We start from the raw sequence: 17,310 nt of genomic DNA, 5'->3' as shown, positions 1-17,310 counted from the left end.
TGTGTTAACGAAAAGACGTTGATAGAATGAAAGTAGTCACAAGAAATTCACATTTTGATGATGACGGAGTATATCAATTACGCCAAGATAAAATGATACTTTACGATATAAAGAATTAAAGGAGCATATAACCTATGAGTCGAAAATACACTGTTCCTTATGAGGAGCTGGGAGCTGAAAAACTGTCAGAACTTATTCATGCGTTCTATAAAAGAGTTGCTCAGCATCCTGATCTTATTCCAATCTTTCCAAAGGATTTGACAGAGACAGCCCGTAAACAAATTCAATTTCAAACACAGTATTTAGGTGGACCAAATCTATTTACTGAAGAACATGGACATCCGATGATGCGTGCACGTCACATGAATTTTCCAATTACTCCTGACCGAGCTCAAGCTTGGCTAGAGTGTATGTCAGAAGCAATGGATGAGGTGGGTTTGGAAGGGAAGTTCCGCGAAACTTATTATCAACGTTTAGTATTAACAGCTCATCACATGGTTAATACGCCAAATGACGATGAGGGGGAATTGTTACGTGAATAATATTCAAATGCTGCAAGAGCCAACGCCAACGATTTCTACTGCAAACAAGCCAATTGAATTGTATATTTTCGTAGATCCACTTTGCCCTGAAGCTTTCAGTATGCAAGCAACTCTTCGTAAATTACAGCTTGAATACAATCACTATTTCACATGGCGCTTTGTTTTAAGCACAGAACTTACTTCTTTAAACTGCTTAAGTAAGCGTGTTAAAGGTTGTATATCAGGGATAGAACTTGATATTAACCACCCTGTTTTACCTTCTATTGCTATTAAAGCAGCTGAATTACAGGGAAAACGTGCAGGTGCACGCTATTTGTCGAAACTACAAGAATATGTATTACTAAGCCATCAAGATGTAAACTCCTATGCTACGCTTTTAAAAATTGCAGAGGATGTTCAACTAGATATGAACGAGTTTACTGTAGACTTTGGTTCAAAGGAAGCAGCACGAGCTTTCCAATGCGATTTATATATTAAACGTGAAATGGAAGTTGACGAAGTACCAAGCATCGTGTTCTTCAATGAATGCATTGAGGATGAGGGACTAAAAGTTAGTGGTAGCTATTCCTATGAAGTTTATGAACATATATTACAAGAAATGCTGAATGAACAGCTTGTACGTCATCCATTACCATCAATAGAGGACTTATTTTCTAAATTCCATACACTTTCTACAAATGAAATAGCTTTTATCTATTCATTAACAGAGCAAGCAGCAGAGCGTGAACTAAAGAAACGCATGCTACAACAAAAGATTGAACGAATACAGACTACTCACGCTACGTTATGGCGTCTTAAATAATACAATAGATCACAGGGACCCCATTCAACAAGGGGTCCCTCAGACTGTAGACAAACTCAAGAAATTTGAGAGTTTGCCTACAGTCTTTTTTCTTTTACAATGAAATAAAGTAAAGCCGTTGATTTCCATTACGGGCGGACGCTTTCCACGAGCGGGGTCGAGCTGCTTCCCTCGCTTCGTTACTGCCGCTTCGCTTTTGTACAGAAAACATTCGCCCAGTCCAGGATCTCGACTTTCCCGCTTTTCCCGCAGGAATCGCCGCCCTTCATTCCAATCAACTTCTACATAAAGAACTCCCTATTCATATGTTGATAAAAAGTTACCTTTCGAGGTGATAAACCATGATGACGAAGAATCAAATTAATGAACGTGAACAATTAGAAATGTTAACGATTGATCAATTGGTACCTGAAGATCATTTAGTGCGAAAACTAGAGGCTACTATTGATTTTCCTTTTATCTATCCATTAGTAAAAAACTTCTATTCAGCTTATGGACGTTCAAGTATTGATCCTGTCGTTCTCTTTAAAATGACGTTTATTCAATATGTCTTTGGTATTCGCTCCATGCGTCAAACCATCAAAGAAATCGAAATGAATATGGCGTATCGCTGGTTTTTAGGATTTGGTTTCCATACAGAAGTCCCGCATTTCTCTACCTTCGATAAAAATTATGTTCGCCGCTTGAACATGTACGCCATTCCTATGAGATCAAACAAATCTATGCAAAGTGCAAAGGAACGATTGAGCGTGTCTTTGCGGAAGCGATGGACGACCTTAAGAGGTCTTAAAAATTTGTCCATGCAGGCGATGCTTACTTTTGCTGCCATGAATTTAAAGAAACTGGCTACTTGGACGTGGCAGTCAGCTTAAAGAGTTCTTATGCTTGAAGAGTATGTTTAAACGGGTAGAAAATTACCATTTTTAAACATATTCATAGAAGAAAAAAAGACAAAAGGAATCGAGTGTTCACTTCTCGATTCCTTTTGTCAACAGTCTGAGGGACCCCATTCAACATGGGGTCCCTATTTCATGACTACGCAAAAAACAAAGAAGCGCCTCTATCCTCGACCGATAGAGACGCTTCTTTTTCACAAAGGGGATGGGAGAAATGTTCACGTTCAAACAAAGGGGTGTATGTTTGTTTTGTGATTTATTTCACAAGAATTACTCTATCATGGAATAATATATTTAGCAATGAAACCAATACTAGATTCACAAATTTGTCAAATAGAAAGCGATTACAAACAGTATTTTTCCAAGATGCACACTTTTAAACTATTTAGAAATCAAAAAAAATCATTATTCCTTCATTTCAATTAACACTGACAACAAAAGAAAAAGGACTGTAGGAATAATCCTACAGTCCGAGTAATTAATTATTTAACAATAATTTTTCTAATTCATTTAAACGCTCTTCAAATACTTTACATGCATCCTCAATTGGCTTAGCAACGTTCATATCAACACCTGCTGCCTTTAATACTTCAATAGGGAAATCAGAGCATCCTGCTTTTAAGAAGTTATTAATATAACGTTCTACAGCTGGTGCACCCTCCTCTAAAATCTGTTTACTCAATGCTGTAGCGGCAGATTTACCAGTCGCATATTGATAAACATAGTAATTATAGTAGAAGTGTGGAATACGAGCCCACTCTAAGCCAATTTCCTCATCCACAACCATATCATTTCCGAAGTACTTTTTGTTTAATTCATAATAAACCTCAGTTAAACGATCCGCTGTCAACGACTCACCGTTTTTATCCATTTGATGAATAAGATGTTCGAACTCAGCAAACATTGTTTGTCTGAATACCGTACTTCTGAAACCATCTAACCAATGATTTAATAAGTATATTTTTTGTTGAGGGTCATCAATTGTTTTCAGTAAATAGTCATTTAATAACTCTTCATTACATGTAGAAGCAACCTCTGCCACAAAAATAGAATAATCTCCATAAACGAATGGCTGGTTGTTTCGTGAATAATAACTATGCACACTATGGCCAAATTCATGTGCTAAGGTAAATAGATTATTCACATTGTCTTGCCAATTCATTAAAATATACGGATTAGTACCGTATGCGCCTGATGAGTAGGCTCCGCTTCGCTTTCCTTTATTCTCTAAAACATCTACCCAACGGTTATCCAGTCCGCTTTGAACAATGCTTTGGTATTCCTCACCTAATGGAGCTAAAGCTTTCACTAAAATATCTTTCGCTTCGTCGTAAGTGACCTTCATTTCCACTTCTTTAACAAGTGGCGCAAATAAATCCCACATATGCAATTCGTCTACACCTAATAACTTTTTACGTAACGAAATATAACGCTGCATAGCTGGTAAATACTTATGGATCGTTTCAACCAATTGATCATAAACGTTTTCTGGAATGAAATTATTAGACATAGCTGCGTGACGTGCAGAGTCATAATTACGAATACGAGCACTCACATTATGCTTCTTCACATTACCTGTAAGCGTAGCTGAAAACGTATTTTTAAATTTGCCATATGTTTCGTACATTACTTTAAACGCGCCTTCACGTACAGAGCGATCCTTACTCTCTAAAAACTTGATATAGTTACCATGCGTAAGTTGTATTTCTTCCCCCTCTTCATTTTTCACATGAGGGAAAACCATGTCTGCATTGTTTAGCATACTGAATGTATTAGAAGCTGTGCCAGTTACCTCAGACATCTGAGCTAGCAATGCCTCTTGTTCTGCCGGTAATACATGTGGTCGGGCCATGGTAATTTCTTTTAAAGATTGCTTATATAATTGTAAGTCTTGATTTTCTACTAAATAGCTTTCAATTGTATCTTCACTTAATGATAAAATCTCTGGTGTTAAAAATGAAAGGCCAGCTGAAATACTAGTTGCCAATGTTTGGATACGGCTGTTCATATCTTGATAAAAGCTATTTGTCGTATCTTGATCATAACGCATATGGGCATATGTGTAGAGCTTCATTGCACGTTGATATATATGCTCGTGATACTGCAAAGCAGCTAATAATGCCTCTGCCCCATTGTGTAAAGTACCTGCATAGCTAGGTGCTTGTTTAGCAAGCTCTGCAACCGCTTTTAATTCATCTTCCCATGTTGCATCTGTTGCAAAGATGTCCTCTAAACGCCATGTTAATTGTTCTGGTACTTCATTTCTTACTAAAACCTGATTACTGTTACTAGCCATGAATGCCAGCCCCCTTTATATGTGCTTTTTTCCTTTTACTCTCATATTTTCTCAGTATATTGTGGCAATTGCAAATAAATGTACATACACTTGCTCACAAATCTCTAGTAAACCATTCTCTTGCTTCATGCTCTTTAATAATTGACCATAATGTTGGATGACTCTTACCGCTTGTTCCGTCACTTCTAGATGGTGTTGTCTTAGAAATTTTTGAATTTGAATCTTCGATAATTCATACGGCTGGTGATTCAACTGCTTGCAAAAATGCAACAGCATCATTTGCCATTCACTAGCGAACAAGGCAATTGCAGTTCCCTCTTTTACTGGAATACCAATGTAGGAAGGCATAGCAGTAGGAGACAGCTGCAATTCATAGCAATTTCGTAAAAATGAATCTTGAACCCCTTTTTTGCTATGTAATAGGCGTCCATATGCAAATTGCCTAGAAGATTGTTTATAGAGTTGCCAATACAGTTGAAATTCATCGTGGGATATACGTTTAGGTGTATAAAAAGGAAAGCGCTGTTTATCGATCGCAATTTCTTGTACTTTGCCTATGAAAGTATGCCCATGAACATGGAGAAGATTCGTCCAATAAATAAAATGTGCAGTCTTAGCATTATAGGTCATTAGATAAGGTAAGCCAGTTGTGGTTGTTACAAATGCTTTTTGTAGCAATGGGGGAATGCTAATTTTTCTAATGCCGTTGAATGTATCTTTGCTTTGAGGTGTTTGAAAAAGCCAAATTGCTTGTATGCAATTTTTTTCATAGCCCGCTGTCCGTTGTTGCCATTTTTCATGGGAAATTGTGCTACATTGAAATTCAAGTGCGAAATGATTATCATCTATTATGACAAGCAAATCAGGGCGTTGAAAAAGCTTCTTTAAAAATGGCTCTAGCTCTACTTTATGCCCAAGCTTTTTTAGCCATTCGAATAATTGAATTTTGCCATGGAGATGCAGTTTAGATTCACCTTCTGCGAACAACTGTGAACAATTGTTTTTTGTGAGGTGTGCAAAGTGGGGAATATTATAGTGGCCTATTTTCAATTGAACAGGTTCTAAACATTGAGGACAAAAAAATTTCATCTGCCGCCTATATCGCTGTAAAGCATTTCTCGTATATTGATATGGGAGAAATAGCTGCTGTCGATTGTTATAGGCAATAAGCATATAATCAGCTCCTTTTTAGCCAACTATAGTAGAGTTTGATTGCTATAACAAAGATTACGCAGTTTTTTCTTCAAATTTAAGAAATGTGGTCTAATTAAAAAAGGACTGTAGCGAATCTCGATTTATTTATCGAGTTCACTACAGTCTAAAAAATCAAGTAATCAAATACTTAAGCAAAATATTTTCGAACTGTCTCAAAGCAATTAAATTCCATAATCTTTTCACCGTACTCCTCTAGACGATGAATCGTTAAATTCGATGGTGTTAAAAATTCCTTGATGACCGCATTCCTATCGTGACGATTTAAATCCTCATCGGCATTCCCGAAATCAACAACTAAATAGTACCAATCTTCATATTTGAATAATGAGGAATCCACTAATTCATCTGTCATTCGTTTCGCGACAGGGATTAACTCATCAATATCTTTAAATTTATAAACATAAATGTCTGTATCCATAAATAACTCTGAATCATCCATGTCACCAAATTGAGTTAGTTGGCTAAGAAGATCCTCTCCAACTTCATCGAATGGTGCAAACATTTCTTTGTGTTCATCAAAATTCGAATGACCATCTAATGTTTCACCGTCTTTTAAAATATGTGCACGTGTGACAATGATTTCTAAGCCTACTTCAGATGCATTGATATGAATCCAAATCGGACCTTCTACATCAAAATAATCCTCCGTGTTTACTTCATCAATCATATCCCAAAAAAGTTGCTCACCCTTTGCTCGATTGTACCAAATTTCTTCACGACTATAGCCGCGATCCTCTATATCATTGTACGTAATAAAGAGCTTGAGTGTATTTTCATTTACACGTTCGATGTCCACTAGACCTCATCTCCCTTCACTGTCATATGTCGAAAAACAGTTTTGTTTCATTAGTATGCTTTTATTCTTTGTTTTTAATGCTCATACCGCATTTGTTTTTCAACCTTTGACCACACTACAGTAAAACCTTCGAGAAACCGTAAACGTCAATTTTTGTTCACAGTTGTCTCTAACTCTATTGTATGCTGTTCTGTCATAAAATGAAAAGGATATACACCGTTTCACAGAAGATATTTGAATTATTGAAATTGTAGTAAACTATTTAACTTAAATCAAGTTTAACATACTTTTACGGAAATATATGACTTGCCCCTATTAATTATTATACTTCATATAGAAGGTTTTACATAAGTAAAACATAAAAAAAATAGATGTCACAACATGCATTCCACATTTGTAACATCTACAATATATATATTCAGATTAGATAGGTTTAATTCACCATTCGTTGCGCTTCTTGTAGTTGATATGCTCGAACTTTTCGAGGTAAGAAACGACGAATTTCATCTTCGTTATAGCCAACTTGTAGACGTTTTTCATCTAAAATGATTGGTCGACGTAATAATCCAGGATATTCTTGAATTAATTCATATAAACGTTGTAATGGTAAACTTTCAACATCTACATTTAATTTTTGAAATATTTTTGAACGGGTAGAAATAATTTCATCTGTTCCGTCTTCTGTCATACGTAAAATTTTTTTAATTTCACTAATACTTAGTGGCTCAGAAAATATATTACGTTCTGTATATGGAATTTCGTGCTCCTCTAACCATGCTTTCGCTTTACGACAAGAGGTACAACTTGGTGATGTAAATAGCGTTACGATCATTCTGACACATCCTTTCATTTTGTAATCATTATCTATAGACTAGTGTGTTAAATTAGAATTAATGTAATGTAAAATACACAGTATCATTATACAGTACTCTGCTGTATTTGAATATAGTTCCAATAAAAAAAAGACTCGACCCATCACTAAATATTCTGTTTATTTATACAGCTTTTAATGAAGTGTATTTGTTACAATCTTATGGACTACTACTAACATTCCCACTTTCAACGCATTTTAAACATCCTGACATGTGTCTTAATTGTTCTCATTTAAAAAAATTAAACGAGAAAATTGTCAATTGGACATGTACACTTAAACTCATTTTTAATAAAAAGATTTAGATTTATAATAAAATTACACAACAAAAAAAGCATATAATTTTTTTTCAAAAAAAAACACGGTCAAAAGTCCGACTTTACACAATGGATTCTTTATAATATAATTCATTGCAATAAAATCAATTTGAACAATTTAAATTGAGAAAAACGCTGACGAAGAGTAGTACATATGCTATATACACGTTTAGAGAGTCTGTGGTCGCTGCAAACAGATCGTGGAGGCATGTGGAATGGACTTCCGAGTTAGTTTTGTGAACGCTACTTGAAGCAACTAGCAAAGCTCGTCCCTTCACGTTACGAAGTAGAGTGGCCTTTTTAGGCAAGCTGGGTGGTACCGCGGATTCAAACATCATTCGTCCCTTCATTAGAAAATAATTCTAATGAGGACGCGTGATGTTTTTTTGTTTTCATGATCAAGTGGAAAGATGAAGACAAGGCCGCTGACAGATGTCACGGAATTTGAATTCGAGGAGGAAATTTTAATGACAACTATTTTTTCTGGCGTACAGCCAACAGGTATTGTAACTTTAGGAAATTATTTAGGCGCATTCAAGCAATTCCCTGCATTACAGGAGGAAGGGAACGCAATTTATTGTATCGTTGATCAACATGCGATCACTGTTGCACAAGATCCGAAAGAATTACGCGAAAGTATTCGTAAGCTAGCAGCTACCTATATCGCTACTGGCATTGATCCTAAAAAATCTACGTTATTCATTCAATCAGAAGTACCAGCTCATGCTCAGGCAGGATGGATGTTACAATGTATTGCATCTATTGGAGAGCTTGAACGTATGACCCAATTTAAAGATAAATCACATGGTAAGGAAAGCGTATCTGCTGCCCTTTTAACATACCCACCGTTAATGGCTGCAGACATTCTACTTTACAACACAAATATTGTCCCTGTTGGTGACGATCAGAAGCAGCATATCGAGCTAACTCGTGACCTCGCAGAACGTTTTAACAAACGATTTGGGGACGTGTTAACGATTCCAGAAATTCAATTACCAAAAGCAGGCGCTCGAATTAAATCCTTACAAGAGCCAACGAAAAAAATGAGTAAATCGGACCCAAATACAAAAGCAACAATCAGGTTGTTAGATACCGCCAAAGATATTGAGAAAAAAATCAAATCAGCTGTTACGGACTCAGATGGTATCGTGGCATTTGATGTGGAAAATAAACCAGGCGTTTCAAATTTATTAACAATTGAATCAGCTATTTCAGGTGTAGCTATTGACGATTTAGTCAAAAAATATGAGGGTATTGGTTATGGTGGATTCAAACAAGGGGTAGCAACAGCAGTTATAGAGCACCTAACACCTATCCAAGAAAAATTCTATCATTTAGTAGAATCATCTGAATTAGATATCATCCTAGATGAAGGTGCTGAAAAAGCGAATGTAATTGCCAGTGCTACATTAAAACGTATGGAAGATGCCATGGGACTTGGTCGTGCGCGTCGCTAACAATTAAGGCTTATCCGTGGATCGATCAAAGCCCAAATCAAGCACAACAGCACATATTATAATACAGGCTCCTACTGCCATATAAAATTCAGTTGTTTGAAAAATAAATTTGAAAACAACCTTCCAGGAATATCCTAGCGTACGGTAATTTAAATACAATATAAGATTCCCTACTGAGAGGATCATTAAGCCATAGCTTACTAAAAATAAAAAGAGACGAAACAAAGTAGCGGCATCCTTTCTATTTCTTCTTACTTATCATTTATTCACAAAACTATAAAAAAAGACGTCAGCCGTGTAAATTTGGCTGACGTTTTTTAATGTTGATGTTCTATTTAAGCTTCATATTTTTTGAATAAGAGACTTGCATTGTGACCACCAAAGCCAAGAGAATTACTCATTGCATATTGAATATTTGCTTCTCTCGCTTCATTTGGAACATAATCTAGATCACATTCAGGATCTGGATCTGTTAAATTGATTGTTGGTGGTAAAATCCCTTCTTTAAGTGCTAATGCTGTGAAAATAGCTTCTACACCACCAGCTGCTCCTAATAAGTGACCCGTCATAGACTTTGTAGAACTCATAGCAAGCTTATAAGCGTGATCACCAAAAGCTGTTTTAACAGCTTGTGTCTCAAATAAATCATTGTATGGCGTACTAGTACCATGTGCATTAATATAATCAACTTGTGATGGCTCTACCCCACCATCTGTCAATGCTTGCATCATCGCACGTGCTGCACCCTCACCCTCTGGAGCTGGAGCAGTAATATGATGCGCATCTCCTGTTGCACCATAACCTAAAACTTCAGCATAAATCTTAGCGCCACGTGCTTTTGCATGTTCATATTCTTCTAAAATAACAATACCTGCGCCTTCCCCAATAATAAATCCATCGCGGTTTTTATCAAATGGACGACATGCTGCTTGTGGGTCTTGATTTAATGATAAAGCAGTATTTGCACAGAATCCTGCTACAGCCATTGTCACGATTGGCGATTCAGCACCACCCGAAATCATTACATCTGCATCTCCACGTTCAATTACTTTAAAGGCATCACCAATTGAGTTTGTTCCCGAAGCACATGCCGTTACAGAACAAGAGTTAATACCCTTTGCACCAACATGAATGGACACTTGACCAGAAGCCATATCAGGAATCATCATTGGAATGAAGAATGGGCTGACACGTCTTGCGCCACGCTCTTGGAATGTTAAAAATTGTTGTTCATATGTTTCCATACCACCGATTCCCGAACCAATCCATACCCCTGCACGTGGAGCTAGTTCTTCATCAATTGTTAGCTGAGCATCTTCCATTGCCATGATCGAAGCCGCTAACGCGTAGTGTGTAAAACGATCCATTTTACGTGCTTCTTTACGATCAATATATTTTTCAATATCAAAATCTTTCACTTCTGCTGCAATTTTTGCTGCAAAAAGATCTTTATTTAAACGCGTTAACTCACCAATGCCAGATTTACCCGCTTTAATGTTAGTCCATGTTTCTTCGATGCTATTTCCTAGTGGTGTAACTGCGCCAATTCCTGTAATTACTACTCGTCTTTTACTCATTGTCTTACTCCCCTCAAGCATTTTTCTGTCTTATTTACCCCATCTCATGGCTACGGCACCCCATGTTAAGCCGCCACCAAAACCAACAAGGACTAATAAATCATCCTCTTTAATCCTACCTGCTTCAAGCTCATCTACCAAGGAAATACCAATAGATGCTGCCGAAGTATTCCCATATTTTTGAATCGTTTTTGACATTTTTTCTGGTGGTAGCTCTAATCGCTCACGAGCAGATTCCATAATGCGTATATTTGCCTGATGCGGCACTAAAAAATCAACGTCTTCTTTTGTTAAGCCAGCTTTATCTAACACATTAACAGCTGATTCACCCATTTGACGTACAGCAAACTTAAACACTTCACGACCATTCATGGCAATTGTATCTTGCGGAGTTAAATAAAGATTCTTTCCGCCTGTACCATCTGCACCAAGTTCAAATGATAAAATACCTCTGCCTTCAGATACTTGCCCTACTATTGCTGCACTTGCACCATCACCAAATAATACAGCTGTATTGCGATCCTTCCAATCAATGACTTTCGACAGCTTTTCAACACCTACTACTAAGACATATTTATAAGCATTTGCTTCTACAAACTGCTTTGCTGTCACTAAACTATATATAAAACCTGCACATGCTGCAGCCTGATCCATCGCCGCAGCATTCACTGCTCCGAGTTTTTCCTGAACCATACATGCTACACTTGGAAAATTTTGATCCTGTGTTACAGTTGCTACAAGTATTAAACCAATTTCCTCAGGTGTAATACCCGCTTTTGCCATAGCTTCTTTGGCAGCAGCTACTGCTAAATCTGAAGTGTCCTGATCATCTGCTGCAAAATGACGTTCTTCAATACCTGTTCGAGTACGAATCCATTCATCCGAAGTGTCCATTATTTTTTCTAAATCAAAATTTGTAACGACCTTCTCAGGAACATATTTGCCTATTCCTATTATACCAGCGTTCATATAGCAACCCCTCAGCTTTCTTACTATCAATTATTAGTAACTGGTCATAATTATAACGCATATGAAAGGAAGGACGCAAGATGATTTAAAATTAATGTGCTTGAAGGAACGTTTTGTTTGTTAATTTGTTCAACCAGCGGAACAGCTTTTTGAGTGGGTGCTTTTCTTTATTAGCGAGGTTTACTTGCGATTAATGCTTCACCTCACTTATTGCGCGAATATCTTATTTATTAGTGTAACTGAGGGACAAAATCAACACCCAGCAAATTTAACCGAACGTAAATACAAAAACCTCGTATTTGTTGTGACAAATTCGCCATGTTTCACATAAAAGGTTCATTTTTTTTCGATTTATGTTATGATATGATAATGAATATGAGTAAAACCTTATGATGAAAAAAGTTCGGTTGAGGTGAAATTAATGCAATATATCGTAACGTTCATATGGTCATTCCTACTAGTTTCTATGTTAAACTACGTAGTCAGCTCTGTACTTGGTGTACCATTTGATTTTAAAACAGGGGCAATCGTTTCAGTTGTATTCTCCATTCTTATTTTTGTTATTGGTGCAATCATCCCAAACGATCCTACACCAGAAGCTGCAGACCATCATTAATTTAGCTAGAAAAAACCTGTTCCGCATTATGCGAAACAGGTTTTTTCTGTTATTTTTCCACAACGCATTGACCATCACGCATTTTCACATGCAATGTTTCCCCTGGTAAAACCTCACCACGTAAAAGTTCTTTAGCTACGGCTGTTTCAATATGTCGTTGTACGAAACGTTTTAGTGGTCTTGCTCCAAATTGAGCATCGGCTCCTTGCTCTACTACCCAATCAATGACATCTTGATCGACAGATAACGTAATTTCTTGCCCTGCCACACGTTTAATCAGTTGCTCCGCATACTTCCAAGCAATCGCTGTAAAGTGTTTATTAGTTAAAGCATGAAAGAAGATAATATCATCCATACGATTTAATAATTCTGGTTTAAAATGTTGCCGTAGGGCAGTCATGACTAAGTCCTCAACCGCAGGTTCGTCCTCTTTTGCTTCCATTAAATAACTAGAGCCTATATTTGATGTTAAAATCACTACTGTATTTGTGAAATTTACCATACGTCCTTGACTATCTGTAATGCGACCATCATCTAAAATTTGTAATAAAATATTGGCCACATCTGGGTGTGCTTTTTCAATCTCATCTAGTAGAACGACAGAATAAGGATTACGACGTACAGCCTCTGTTAATTGCCCACCTTCTTCATAGCCTACATAGCCTGGAGGCGCACCAACGAGACGGGACACACTATGTTTTTCCATGTATTCACTCATATCAATACGAATAAAATGTTCCTCTGAATCAAATAATTGAGCAGCTAGTGCCTTGGCAAGCTCTGTTTTACCGACACCTGTTGGTCCTAAAAATAAAAAGCTACCAATTGGACGGTGTGGATCTTTAATGCCTGCCCGTGCACGCCATACAGCTTCTGTTACTAATTGAACAGCTGTATCTTGCCCAACCACACGTTCATGTAATGTATCCTTTAAACGCAGCAGTTTCTCACGCTCGCCCTCCACTAATTTGGTAACAGGGATTCCTGTCCAACGTGAAACAATCGCAGCGATTTCATCTGCTGTCACTTCTTCACGTAAAATGCGAGAATCGGCACCATTTTCTAATTGTTTTTCTAATGCTTGAATGTCCTTTTCTAGTGTTGGAATTTTGCCATGTCGTAATTCAGCGGCCTTATTTAAATCATATTTACTTTCAGCTTCATCTAAATCACGACGGTATTTATCCAATGTTTCACGCTTTTTCTGAATATCGTGTAGCATTTCTTTTTCAGCTTCCCATTGTTGACGCATACCCTTAGAGGATTCTTTTAACTTTGTTAATTCCTCACGTAATTGCTCAAGACGTTTTTTACTTGCCTCGTCTTTTTCCTTACGCAATGCCTGTTCTTCAATTTCAAGCTGCATTGTACGGCGAGTAACTGCATCTAATTCCTGTGGCATTGAATCGATTTCTGTACGAATCATCGCACAAGCTTCATCAATTAGATCAATAGCCTTATCTGGTAAAAATCGCTCTGTAATATATCGATTGGACAGTTCTGCTGCTGCCACAATCGCTCTGTCATGAATACGTACTGCATGATGTAATTCAAAGCGTTCTTTTAAACCACGTAAAATGGAAACTGTATCCTCTATCGAAGGCTCACGTACAAGCACTTGCTGGAAACGACGTTCTAAAGCAGGATCTTTTTCAATATACATACGATATTCGTCTAATGTAGTAGCACCAATACAGTGTAATTCACCACGTGCCAACATAGGCTTTAGCATATTTCCAGCATCCATAGCACCATCTGTTTTTCCTGCGCCTACAATTGTATGAATTTCATCAATAAATAGAATGATTTGTCCTTCAGAATCTTTTACCTCTTTTAATACACCTTTTAAGCGCTCTTCAAATTGGCCTCGGTAACTTGCACCAGCAATTAAAGCACTCATGTCTAATTCATACAAGACACACTCTTTCAAACCCTCCGGCACATCGCCTTTTACAATACGCTGCGCTAGACCTTCTACAATTGCCGTTTTACCAACTCCTGGTTCACCAATTAATACAGGATTATTTTTCGTTTTACGTGTTAAAATACGAATGACATTTCGAATTTCTTCATCACGCCCGATAACAGGGTCCATTTTGCCATTTTTAACTTCTTCGATTAAATTCCGTCCAAATTGCTCTAATGGTTTTTTATTATCTGTTTGTTGAAATTGCATAGCAAGCACTCCTTTACCATAATGTTTGCATAATAGTTATACCCATTCTTGTCCTTATGAAAAGTTTGACCTTTTTTGACTAACTTTATTTTACATCACTCGACAACTCTTAGCAAAGAAATCGCACTAAATTTTTTTCACTTAATTATGGAAGTTTACGTTATAATAATCGTATGTTTCTATGTTTTAGTATCGAAAAATCCACTATCCTTTTGTAATAATTATCATTTATTACAAAAAGAAAGCGATGTGTTGGAGATATGGTTTTAATGGATAATATGTTTGAAAAAATTAGGGATCTTTTTCAAAAGCACGGTGTGTTTATTAAAGTGACTAAAGGGAGTAAAATTTTTCTAGAGGGTGAACGAGCAAAAGAAATTTATTACATCACAACCGGCGTTATTTCGATTAGCCAAGAAACCGAAACTGGCAAGGAATTAACCAGTCGTATTTGTGGTCCTGACAGTATAATTGGAGAGGGTTCGTTGTTTTGTAATCTCGTCTATAATTCCATGACTGCAAAAGTTTTAGAACCTTCTTCGATGTATGTTTTAAGTCGCAAATCATTGGAACATTTACTGGAAGAGCAGCCGACGGTCATGGTGGAATATATGAAGTGGTTGCAAACAGAAAACTTAAAGCATCAAAGTCGTTTACGTGATTTAATGTTAAATGGTAAGAAAGGTGCTTTATTTTCAACGCTCATCCGGTTTTCTAATACGTATGGTAAACCTTTAGAAAATGGCTCGATTTTTATTGATTTTCAGCTGACAAATACGGAAATTGCGAATTTGTGTGCGACAAGTCGTGAAATGATTAATCGCATGTTGAATGATTTAAAAAAACACGATATTATCACTTTTGACAAAGGATTTATTACGATTCACGATTTACAATTTTTAAAAAATGAAATTGCTTGTGAAAATTGTCCATTACAAATATGCCGTATCGATTAATTCGTTACATGTGCAATCCCTGCCTATTTATAATAAGCAGGGATTTCATAATGCTGAAAAACAAAAACATCCATAGATTTTTTGTGAAAGGTGAAAATGGATTTCCGTTATAGGCTACTTGCTTTGTCGCTGACGCTTCGCTTTCGCGTAGAGCAGGGCTTCCTGTGGGCGAGCGCCAAGCCGCTTCCTCCACTACCGCTCCGTGCAGGGGCTCGCCTGTCTCGCTAGCCCACGGGAGTCAAGTAGCCTTCCACTCCAATCCATAAAAATGTTTCTTTTTAACAAAGGTTTTAAGTATTCACTACTCTTTATGGAGAGATGTTGTCACCCATCACTTCTCTACATTGAAAATAAGAGCCTATTCTTTCTTTAATTAGACAAATAATGGGCTATTTTGTTCACTACGGCTCGTATGAAAGGTAAGGAAAAGACACTTTTGCACATGGTTGATTGGAGTGGAGCCAGCGTCACTCCTAGGGGGATTTAGCGTCACAGCTGAGACCCTGGAGCGAACGCAGTGAGTGAAGCGGCTCATCGGACGCCCCCTGGAAAGGCGCTGGCGGAACGGAAATCAACCCCTCGCCTTGCTAAAGGTTCTTTTTCTGCCGTTGACATCACCTTTTTTCAACAATATGAAATCCCTGCCTATTTATCATAAGCAGGGATTTTTTTTTGCATCAATTTTAGCGTACGCCTAATGCCATTTTTGCATAGCGTGTCATTTTGTCTTTTGACCAAGGTGGGTTCCATACAATGTTAACATTTGTACTTTTCACTTCTGGAAGTTCACCTAATGCTGTATTCACTTGGTCTACAATGACTGGTCCAAGTGGGCAACCCATAGATGTTAATGTCATTGTAACAGTTGCAACACCTTCATCATCTAAATCTACATCATATACTAAACCTAAGTTGACGATATCAATTCCAAGCTCAGGGTCAATTACATTTTCTAAAGCACCAAACATGCTGTCTTTCATATCTTGATCCATTTGTATTTCTCCTTCCAACATAGTGTTAACCTTATCATAGCAGATGCATCATATTATGCCAAATGCTCCGCAAGCCAGTTTGTTGCAGCTAGCATACCGTCACGTGGGACAGCATGTCCAGCCTTTTTGTTCACCATAAACATTAAGTATTCAGGGTTTGCTTGATAGTATTCCCGTAATGTTTCATAAAATTTATACGTTTCACGGAAAGGTACAGTTTTATCTAATTCTCCGTGCCAAAAGAAGACAGGGCGGCCTGCAAATTTTTCTGGCGTTAGACTGACGTCATATTTTGCAAAAAGCTCATTGATTTTTTGGATTTCTTGCTCTGACATAGGCCAATCCACACCACTTTTAGCGAATTGCTGTAATTGGTACTCACCCAACTTAATAAAACCAGGAGCGCCCATACATATTGAAGCTGTTTGTATCCAATCATAAAGTTTAAGACAGCCTGATGTTACAATACCACCCATTGAAGTACCTGCAATGCCAATATTATCACTAGCTAATAAATTTTTATTCTTTAATACATCATATAATTGTTCCACTTCATGAATAGAATTTAAAACAATGTCCCAAAATTTCAAGTTCATTTGCATCTCTGTTAGGCCTTCGCTACGGTCACCATGAAATTTTGCATCCGGTAATAGGACACGCACCCCTTTATGCACCAGTTGATATGCATAGTGTAAGTTATGTTCTTTTGCACTCATAAAACCATGTAAAAAAATCACTACCGGGGTTTCTTCATTCATATTGTCTGTATGTATATGTAATAAAGGAATATTTCCCCACACTTCTTTTTCTACAAACATTTTTGTCACTCCCA

16 protein-coding genes, 1 pseudogene and 1 other annotated feature are annotated in these 17,310 nt (G+C 37.2%); of the genes and pseudogenes, 7 read left to right on the top strand and 10 right to left on the bottom strand.

The genetic code is table 11. The annotated features are described in order from the left end of the window. Positions 1–134 precede the first annotated feature (134 nt). From GJU32_RS11165 to GJU32_RS11155, 3 genes and pseudogenes are all read left to right on the top strand, one after another. Positions 135–542: a globin domain-containing protein gene (locus GJU32_RS11165; protein ID WP_004227447.1), complete on the top strand. Its 408-nt coding sequence runs from the start codon at positions 135–137 to the stop codon at positions 540–542. Further along, positions 535–1,344 (top strand): DsbA family protein, encoded by an 810-nt coding sequence (locus tag GJU32_RS11160; protein ID WP_155592028.1) that lies wholly within the window; start codon positions 535–537, stop codon positions 1,342–1,344. The genes GJU32_RS11165 and GJU32_RS11160 overlap by 8 nt, the downstream gene beginning before the upstream one ends. Positions 1,345–1,685: 341 nt before the next feature. Next, a pseudogene (locus GJU32_RS11155) lies at positions 1,686–2,027 on the top strand (transposase); the annotation flags it as partial. Positions 2,028–2,718: 691 nt separating this feature from the next. Here the strand turns inward: GJU32_RS11155 and pepF are convergent. The 4 genes from pepF to spxA form a co-directional block, all read right to left on the bottom strand. Further along, positions 2,719–4,536: an oligoendopeptidase F gene (gene pepF / locus GJU32_RS11150; RefSeq protein WP_155592027.1), complete on the bottom strand. Its 1,818-nt coding sequence runs from the start codon at positions 4,534–4,536 to the stop codon at positions 2,719–2,721. 51 nt (positions 4,537–4,587) lie between these two features. After that, complete coding sequence (locus tag GJU32_RS11145) at positions 4,588–5,709, bottom strand: competence protein CoiA (RefSeq protein WP_155592026.1); 1,122 nt, start codon at positions 5,707–5,709, stop codon at positions 4,588–4,590. Between the two features lie 169 nt (positions 5,710–5,878). Beyond that, positions 5,879–6,547: an adaptor protein MecA gene (mecA, locus tag GJU32_RS11140; protein ID WP_155592025.1), complete on the bottom strand. Its 669-nt coding sequence runs from the start codon at positions 6,545–6,547 to the stop codon at positions 5,879–5,881. Positions 6,548–6,980: 433 nt separating this feature from the next. After that, positions 6,981–7,376: a transcriptional regulator SpxA gene (spxA, locus tag GJU32_RS11135; RefSeq protein WP_025116803.1), complete on the bottom strand. Its 396-nt coding sequence runs from the start codon at positions 7,374–7,376 to the stop codon at positions 6,981–6,983. A gap of 485 nt (positions 7,377–7,861) precedes the next feature. Beyond that, positions 7,862–8,084: a binding site (T-box leader), on the top strand. A 118-nt stretch (positions 8,085–8,202) separates the two neighbouring features. Between spxA and trpS the strand changes: the two genes are divergently transcribed. Next, positions 8,203–9,192 carry a tryptophan--tRNA ligase gene (gene trpS / locus GJU32_RS11130; protein WP_155592024.1) on the top strand — a complete coding sequence of 330 codons (990 nt, stop codon included), beginning with the start codon at positions 8,203–8,205 and terminating at the stop codon, positions 9,190–9,192. 3 nt (positions 9,193–9,195) lie between these two features. On the opposite strand, the gene GJU32_RS23830 is transcribed toward trpS, so the two are convergent. The 3 genes from GJU32_RS23830 to GJU32_RS11115 form a co-directional block, all read right to left on the bottom strand. After that, positions 9,196–9,417 carry a YuzI family membrane protein gene (locus GJU32_RS23830; protein ID WP_036126664.1) on the bottom strand — a complete coding sequence of 74 codons (222 nt, stop codon included), beginning with the start codon at positions 9,415–9,417 and terminating at the stop codon, positions 9,196–9,198. A 110-nt stretch (positions 9,418–9,527) separates the two neighbouring features. Beyond that, entirely contained in the window at positions 9,528–10,769 is a 1,242-nt protein-coding gene (gene fabF / locus GJU32_RS11120; protein WP_155592023.1) for a beta-ketoacyl-ACP synthase II, read from the bottom strand. A 30-nt stretch (positions 10,770–10,799) separates the two neighbouring features. Further along, positions 10,800–11,738, bottom strand: a complete 939-nt coding sequence (locus tag GJU32_RS11115) for a beta-ketoacyl-ACP synthase III (RefSeq protein ID WP_155592022.1) — start codon at positions 11,736–11,738, stop codon at positions 10,800–10,802. Positions 11,739–12,159: 421 nt separating this feature from the next. Between GJU32_RS11115 and GJU32_RS11110 the strand changes: the two genes are divergently transcribed. Then, a complete protein-coding gene (locus GJU32_RS11110; protein ID WP_155592021.1) occupies positions 12,160–12,354 on the top strand; it encodes a YjzD family protein in 195 nt (64 codons plus the stop codon). 49 nt (positions 12,355–12,403) lie between these two features. On the opposite strand, the gene GJU32_RS11105 is transcribed toward GJU32_RS11110, so the two are convergent. Continuing rightward, a complete protein-coding gene (locus GJU32_RS11105) occupies positions 12,404–14,530 on the bottom strand; it encodes an ATP-dependent Clp protease ATP-binding subunit (protein WP_155592020.1) in 2,127 nt (708 codons plus the stop codon). Positions 14,531–14,799: 269 nt separating this feature from the next. Here GJU32_RS11105 and GJU32_RS11100 point away from each other — a divergent pair, with 269 nt between their 5' ends. Continuing rightward, positions 14,800–15,486 carry a Crp/Fnr family transcriptional regulator gene (locus GJU32_RS11100; RefSeq protein WP_155592019.1) on the top strand — a complete coding sequence of 229 codons (687 nt, stop codon included), beginning with the start codon at positions 14,800–14,802 and terminating at the stop codon, positions 15,484–15,486. A gap of 517 nt (positions 15,487–16,003) precedes the next feature. Then, on the top strand, positions 16,004–16,144 hold the full coding sequence (locus GJU32_RS23160; RefSeq protein ID WP_196426666.1) for a hypothetical protein: 141 nt from the start codon (positions 16,004–16,006) through the stop codon (positions 16,142–16,144). A 25-nt stretch (positions 16,145–16,169) separates the two neighbouring features. Here GJU32_RS23160 and GJU32_RS11095 read toward each other — a convergent pair whose 3' ends face one another. Next, a complete protein-coding gene (locus tag GJU32_RS11095) occupies positions 16,170–16,478 on the bottom strand; it encodes a metal-sulfur cluster assembly factor (RefSeq protein WP_155592018.1) in 309 nt (102 codons plus the stop codon). Between the two features lie 53 nt (positions 16,479–16,531). Further along, complete coding sequence (locus GJU32_RS11090) at positions 16,532–17,296, bottom strand: prolyl oligopeptidase family serine peptidase (RefSeq protein WP_155592017.1); 765 nt, start codon at positions 17,294–17,296, stop codon at positions 16,532–16,534. Positions 17,297–17,310: the final 14 nt, after the last annotated feature.

Source organism: Lysinibacillus cavernae, assembly GCF_009724685.1.
Taxonomy (GTDB): domain Bacteria; phylum Bacillota; class Bacilli; order Bacillales_A; family Planococcaceae; genus Lysinibacillus; species Lysinibacillus cavernae.
Note: the sequence above shows the minus strand (reverse complement) of the source record. Positions and strands in the feature narration are given on the sequence as shown.

Coding starts and splice junctions, on each gene's coding strand:
- GJU32_RS11165 (WP_004227447.1), top strand. CDS start 135: ATGAGTCGAAAATACACTGTTCCTTATGAGGAGCTGGGAGCTGAAAAA.
- GJU32_RS11090 (WP_155592017.1), bottom strand. CDS start 17,296: ATGTTTGTAGAAAAAGAAGTGTGGGGAAATATTCCTTTATTACATATA.
- trpS (WP_155592024.1), top strand. CDS start 8,203: ATGACAACTATTTTTTCTGGCGTACAGCCAACAGGTATTGTAACTTTA.
- GJU32_RS11105 (WP_155592020.1), bottom strand. CDS start 14,530: ATGCAATTTCAACAAACAGATAATAAAAAACCATTAGAGCAATTTGGA.
- fabF (WP_155592023.1), bottom strand. CDS start 10,769: ATGAGTAAAAGACGAGTAGTAATTACAGGAATTGGCGCAGTTACACCA.
- GJU32_RS11095 (WP_155592018.1), bottom strand. CDS start 16,478: ATGGATCAAGATATGAAAGACAGCATGTTTGGTGCTTTAGAAAATGTA.
- GJU32_RS11110 (WP_155592021.1), top strand. CDS start 12,160: ATGCAATATATCGTAACGTTCATATGGTCATTCCTACTAGTTTCTATG.
- GJU32_RS11115 (WP_155592022.1), bottom strand. CDS start 11,738: ATGAACGCTGGTATAATAGGAATAGGCAAATATGTTCCTGAGAAGGTC.
- pepF (WP_155592027.1), bottom strand. CDS start 4,536: ATGGCTAGTAACAGTAATCAGGTTTTAGTAAGAAATGAAGTACCAGAA.
- GJU32_RS11145 (WP_155592026.1), bottom strand. CDS start 5,709: ATGCTTATTGCCTATAACAATCGACAGCAGCTATTTCTCCCATATCAA.
- GJU32_RS11100 (WP_155592019.1), top strand. CDS start 14,800: ATGGATAATATGTTTGAAAAAATTAGGGATCTTTTTCAAAAGCACGGT.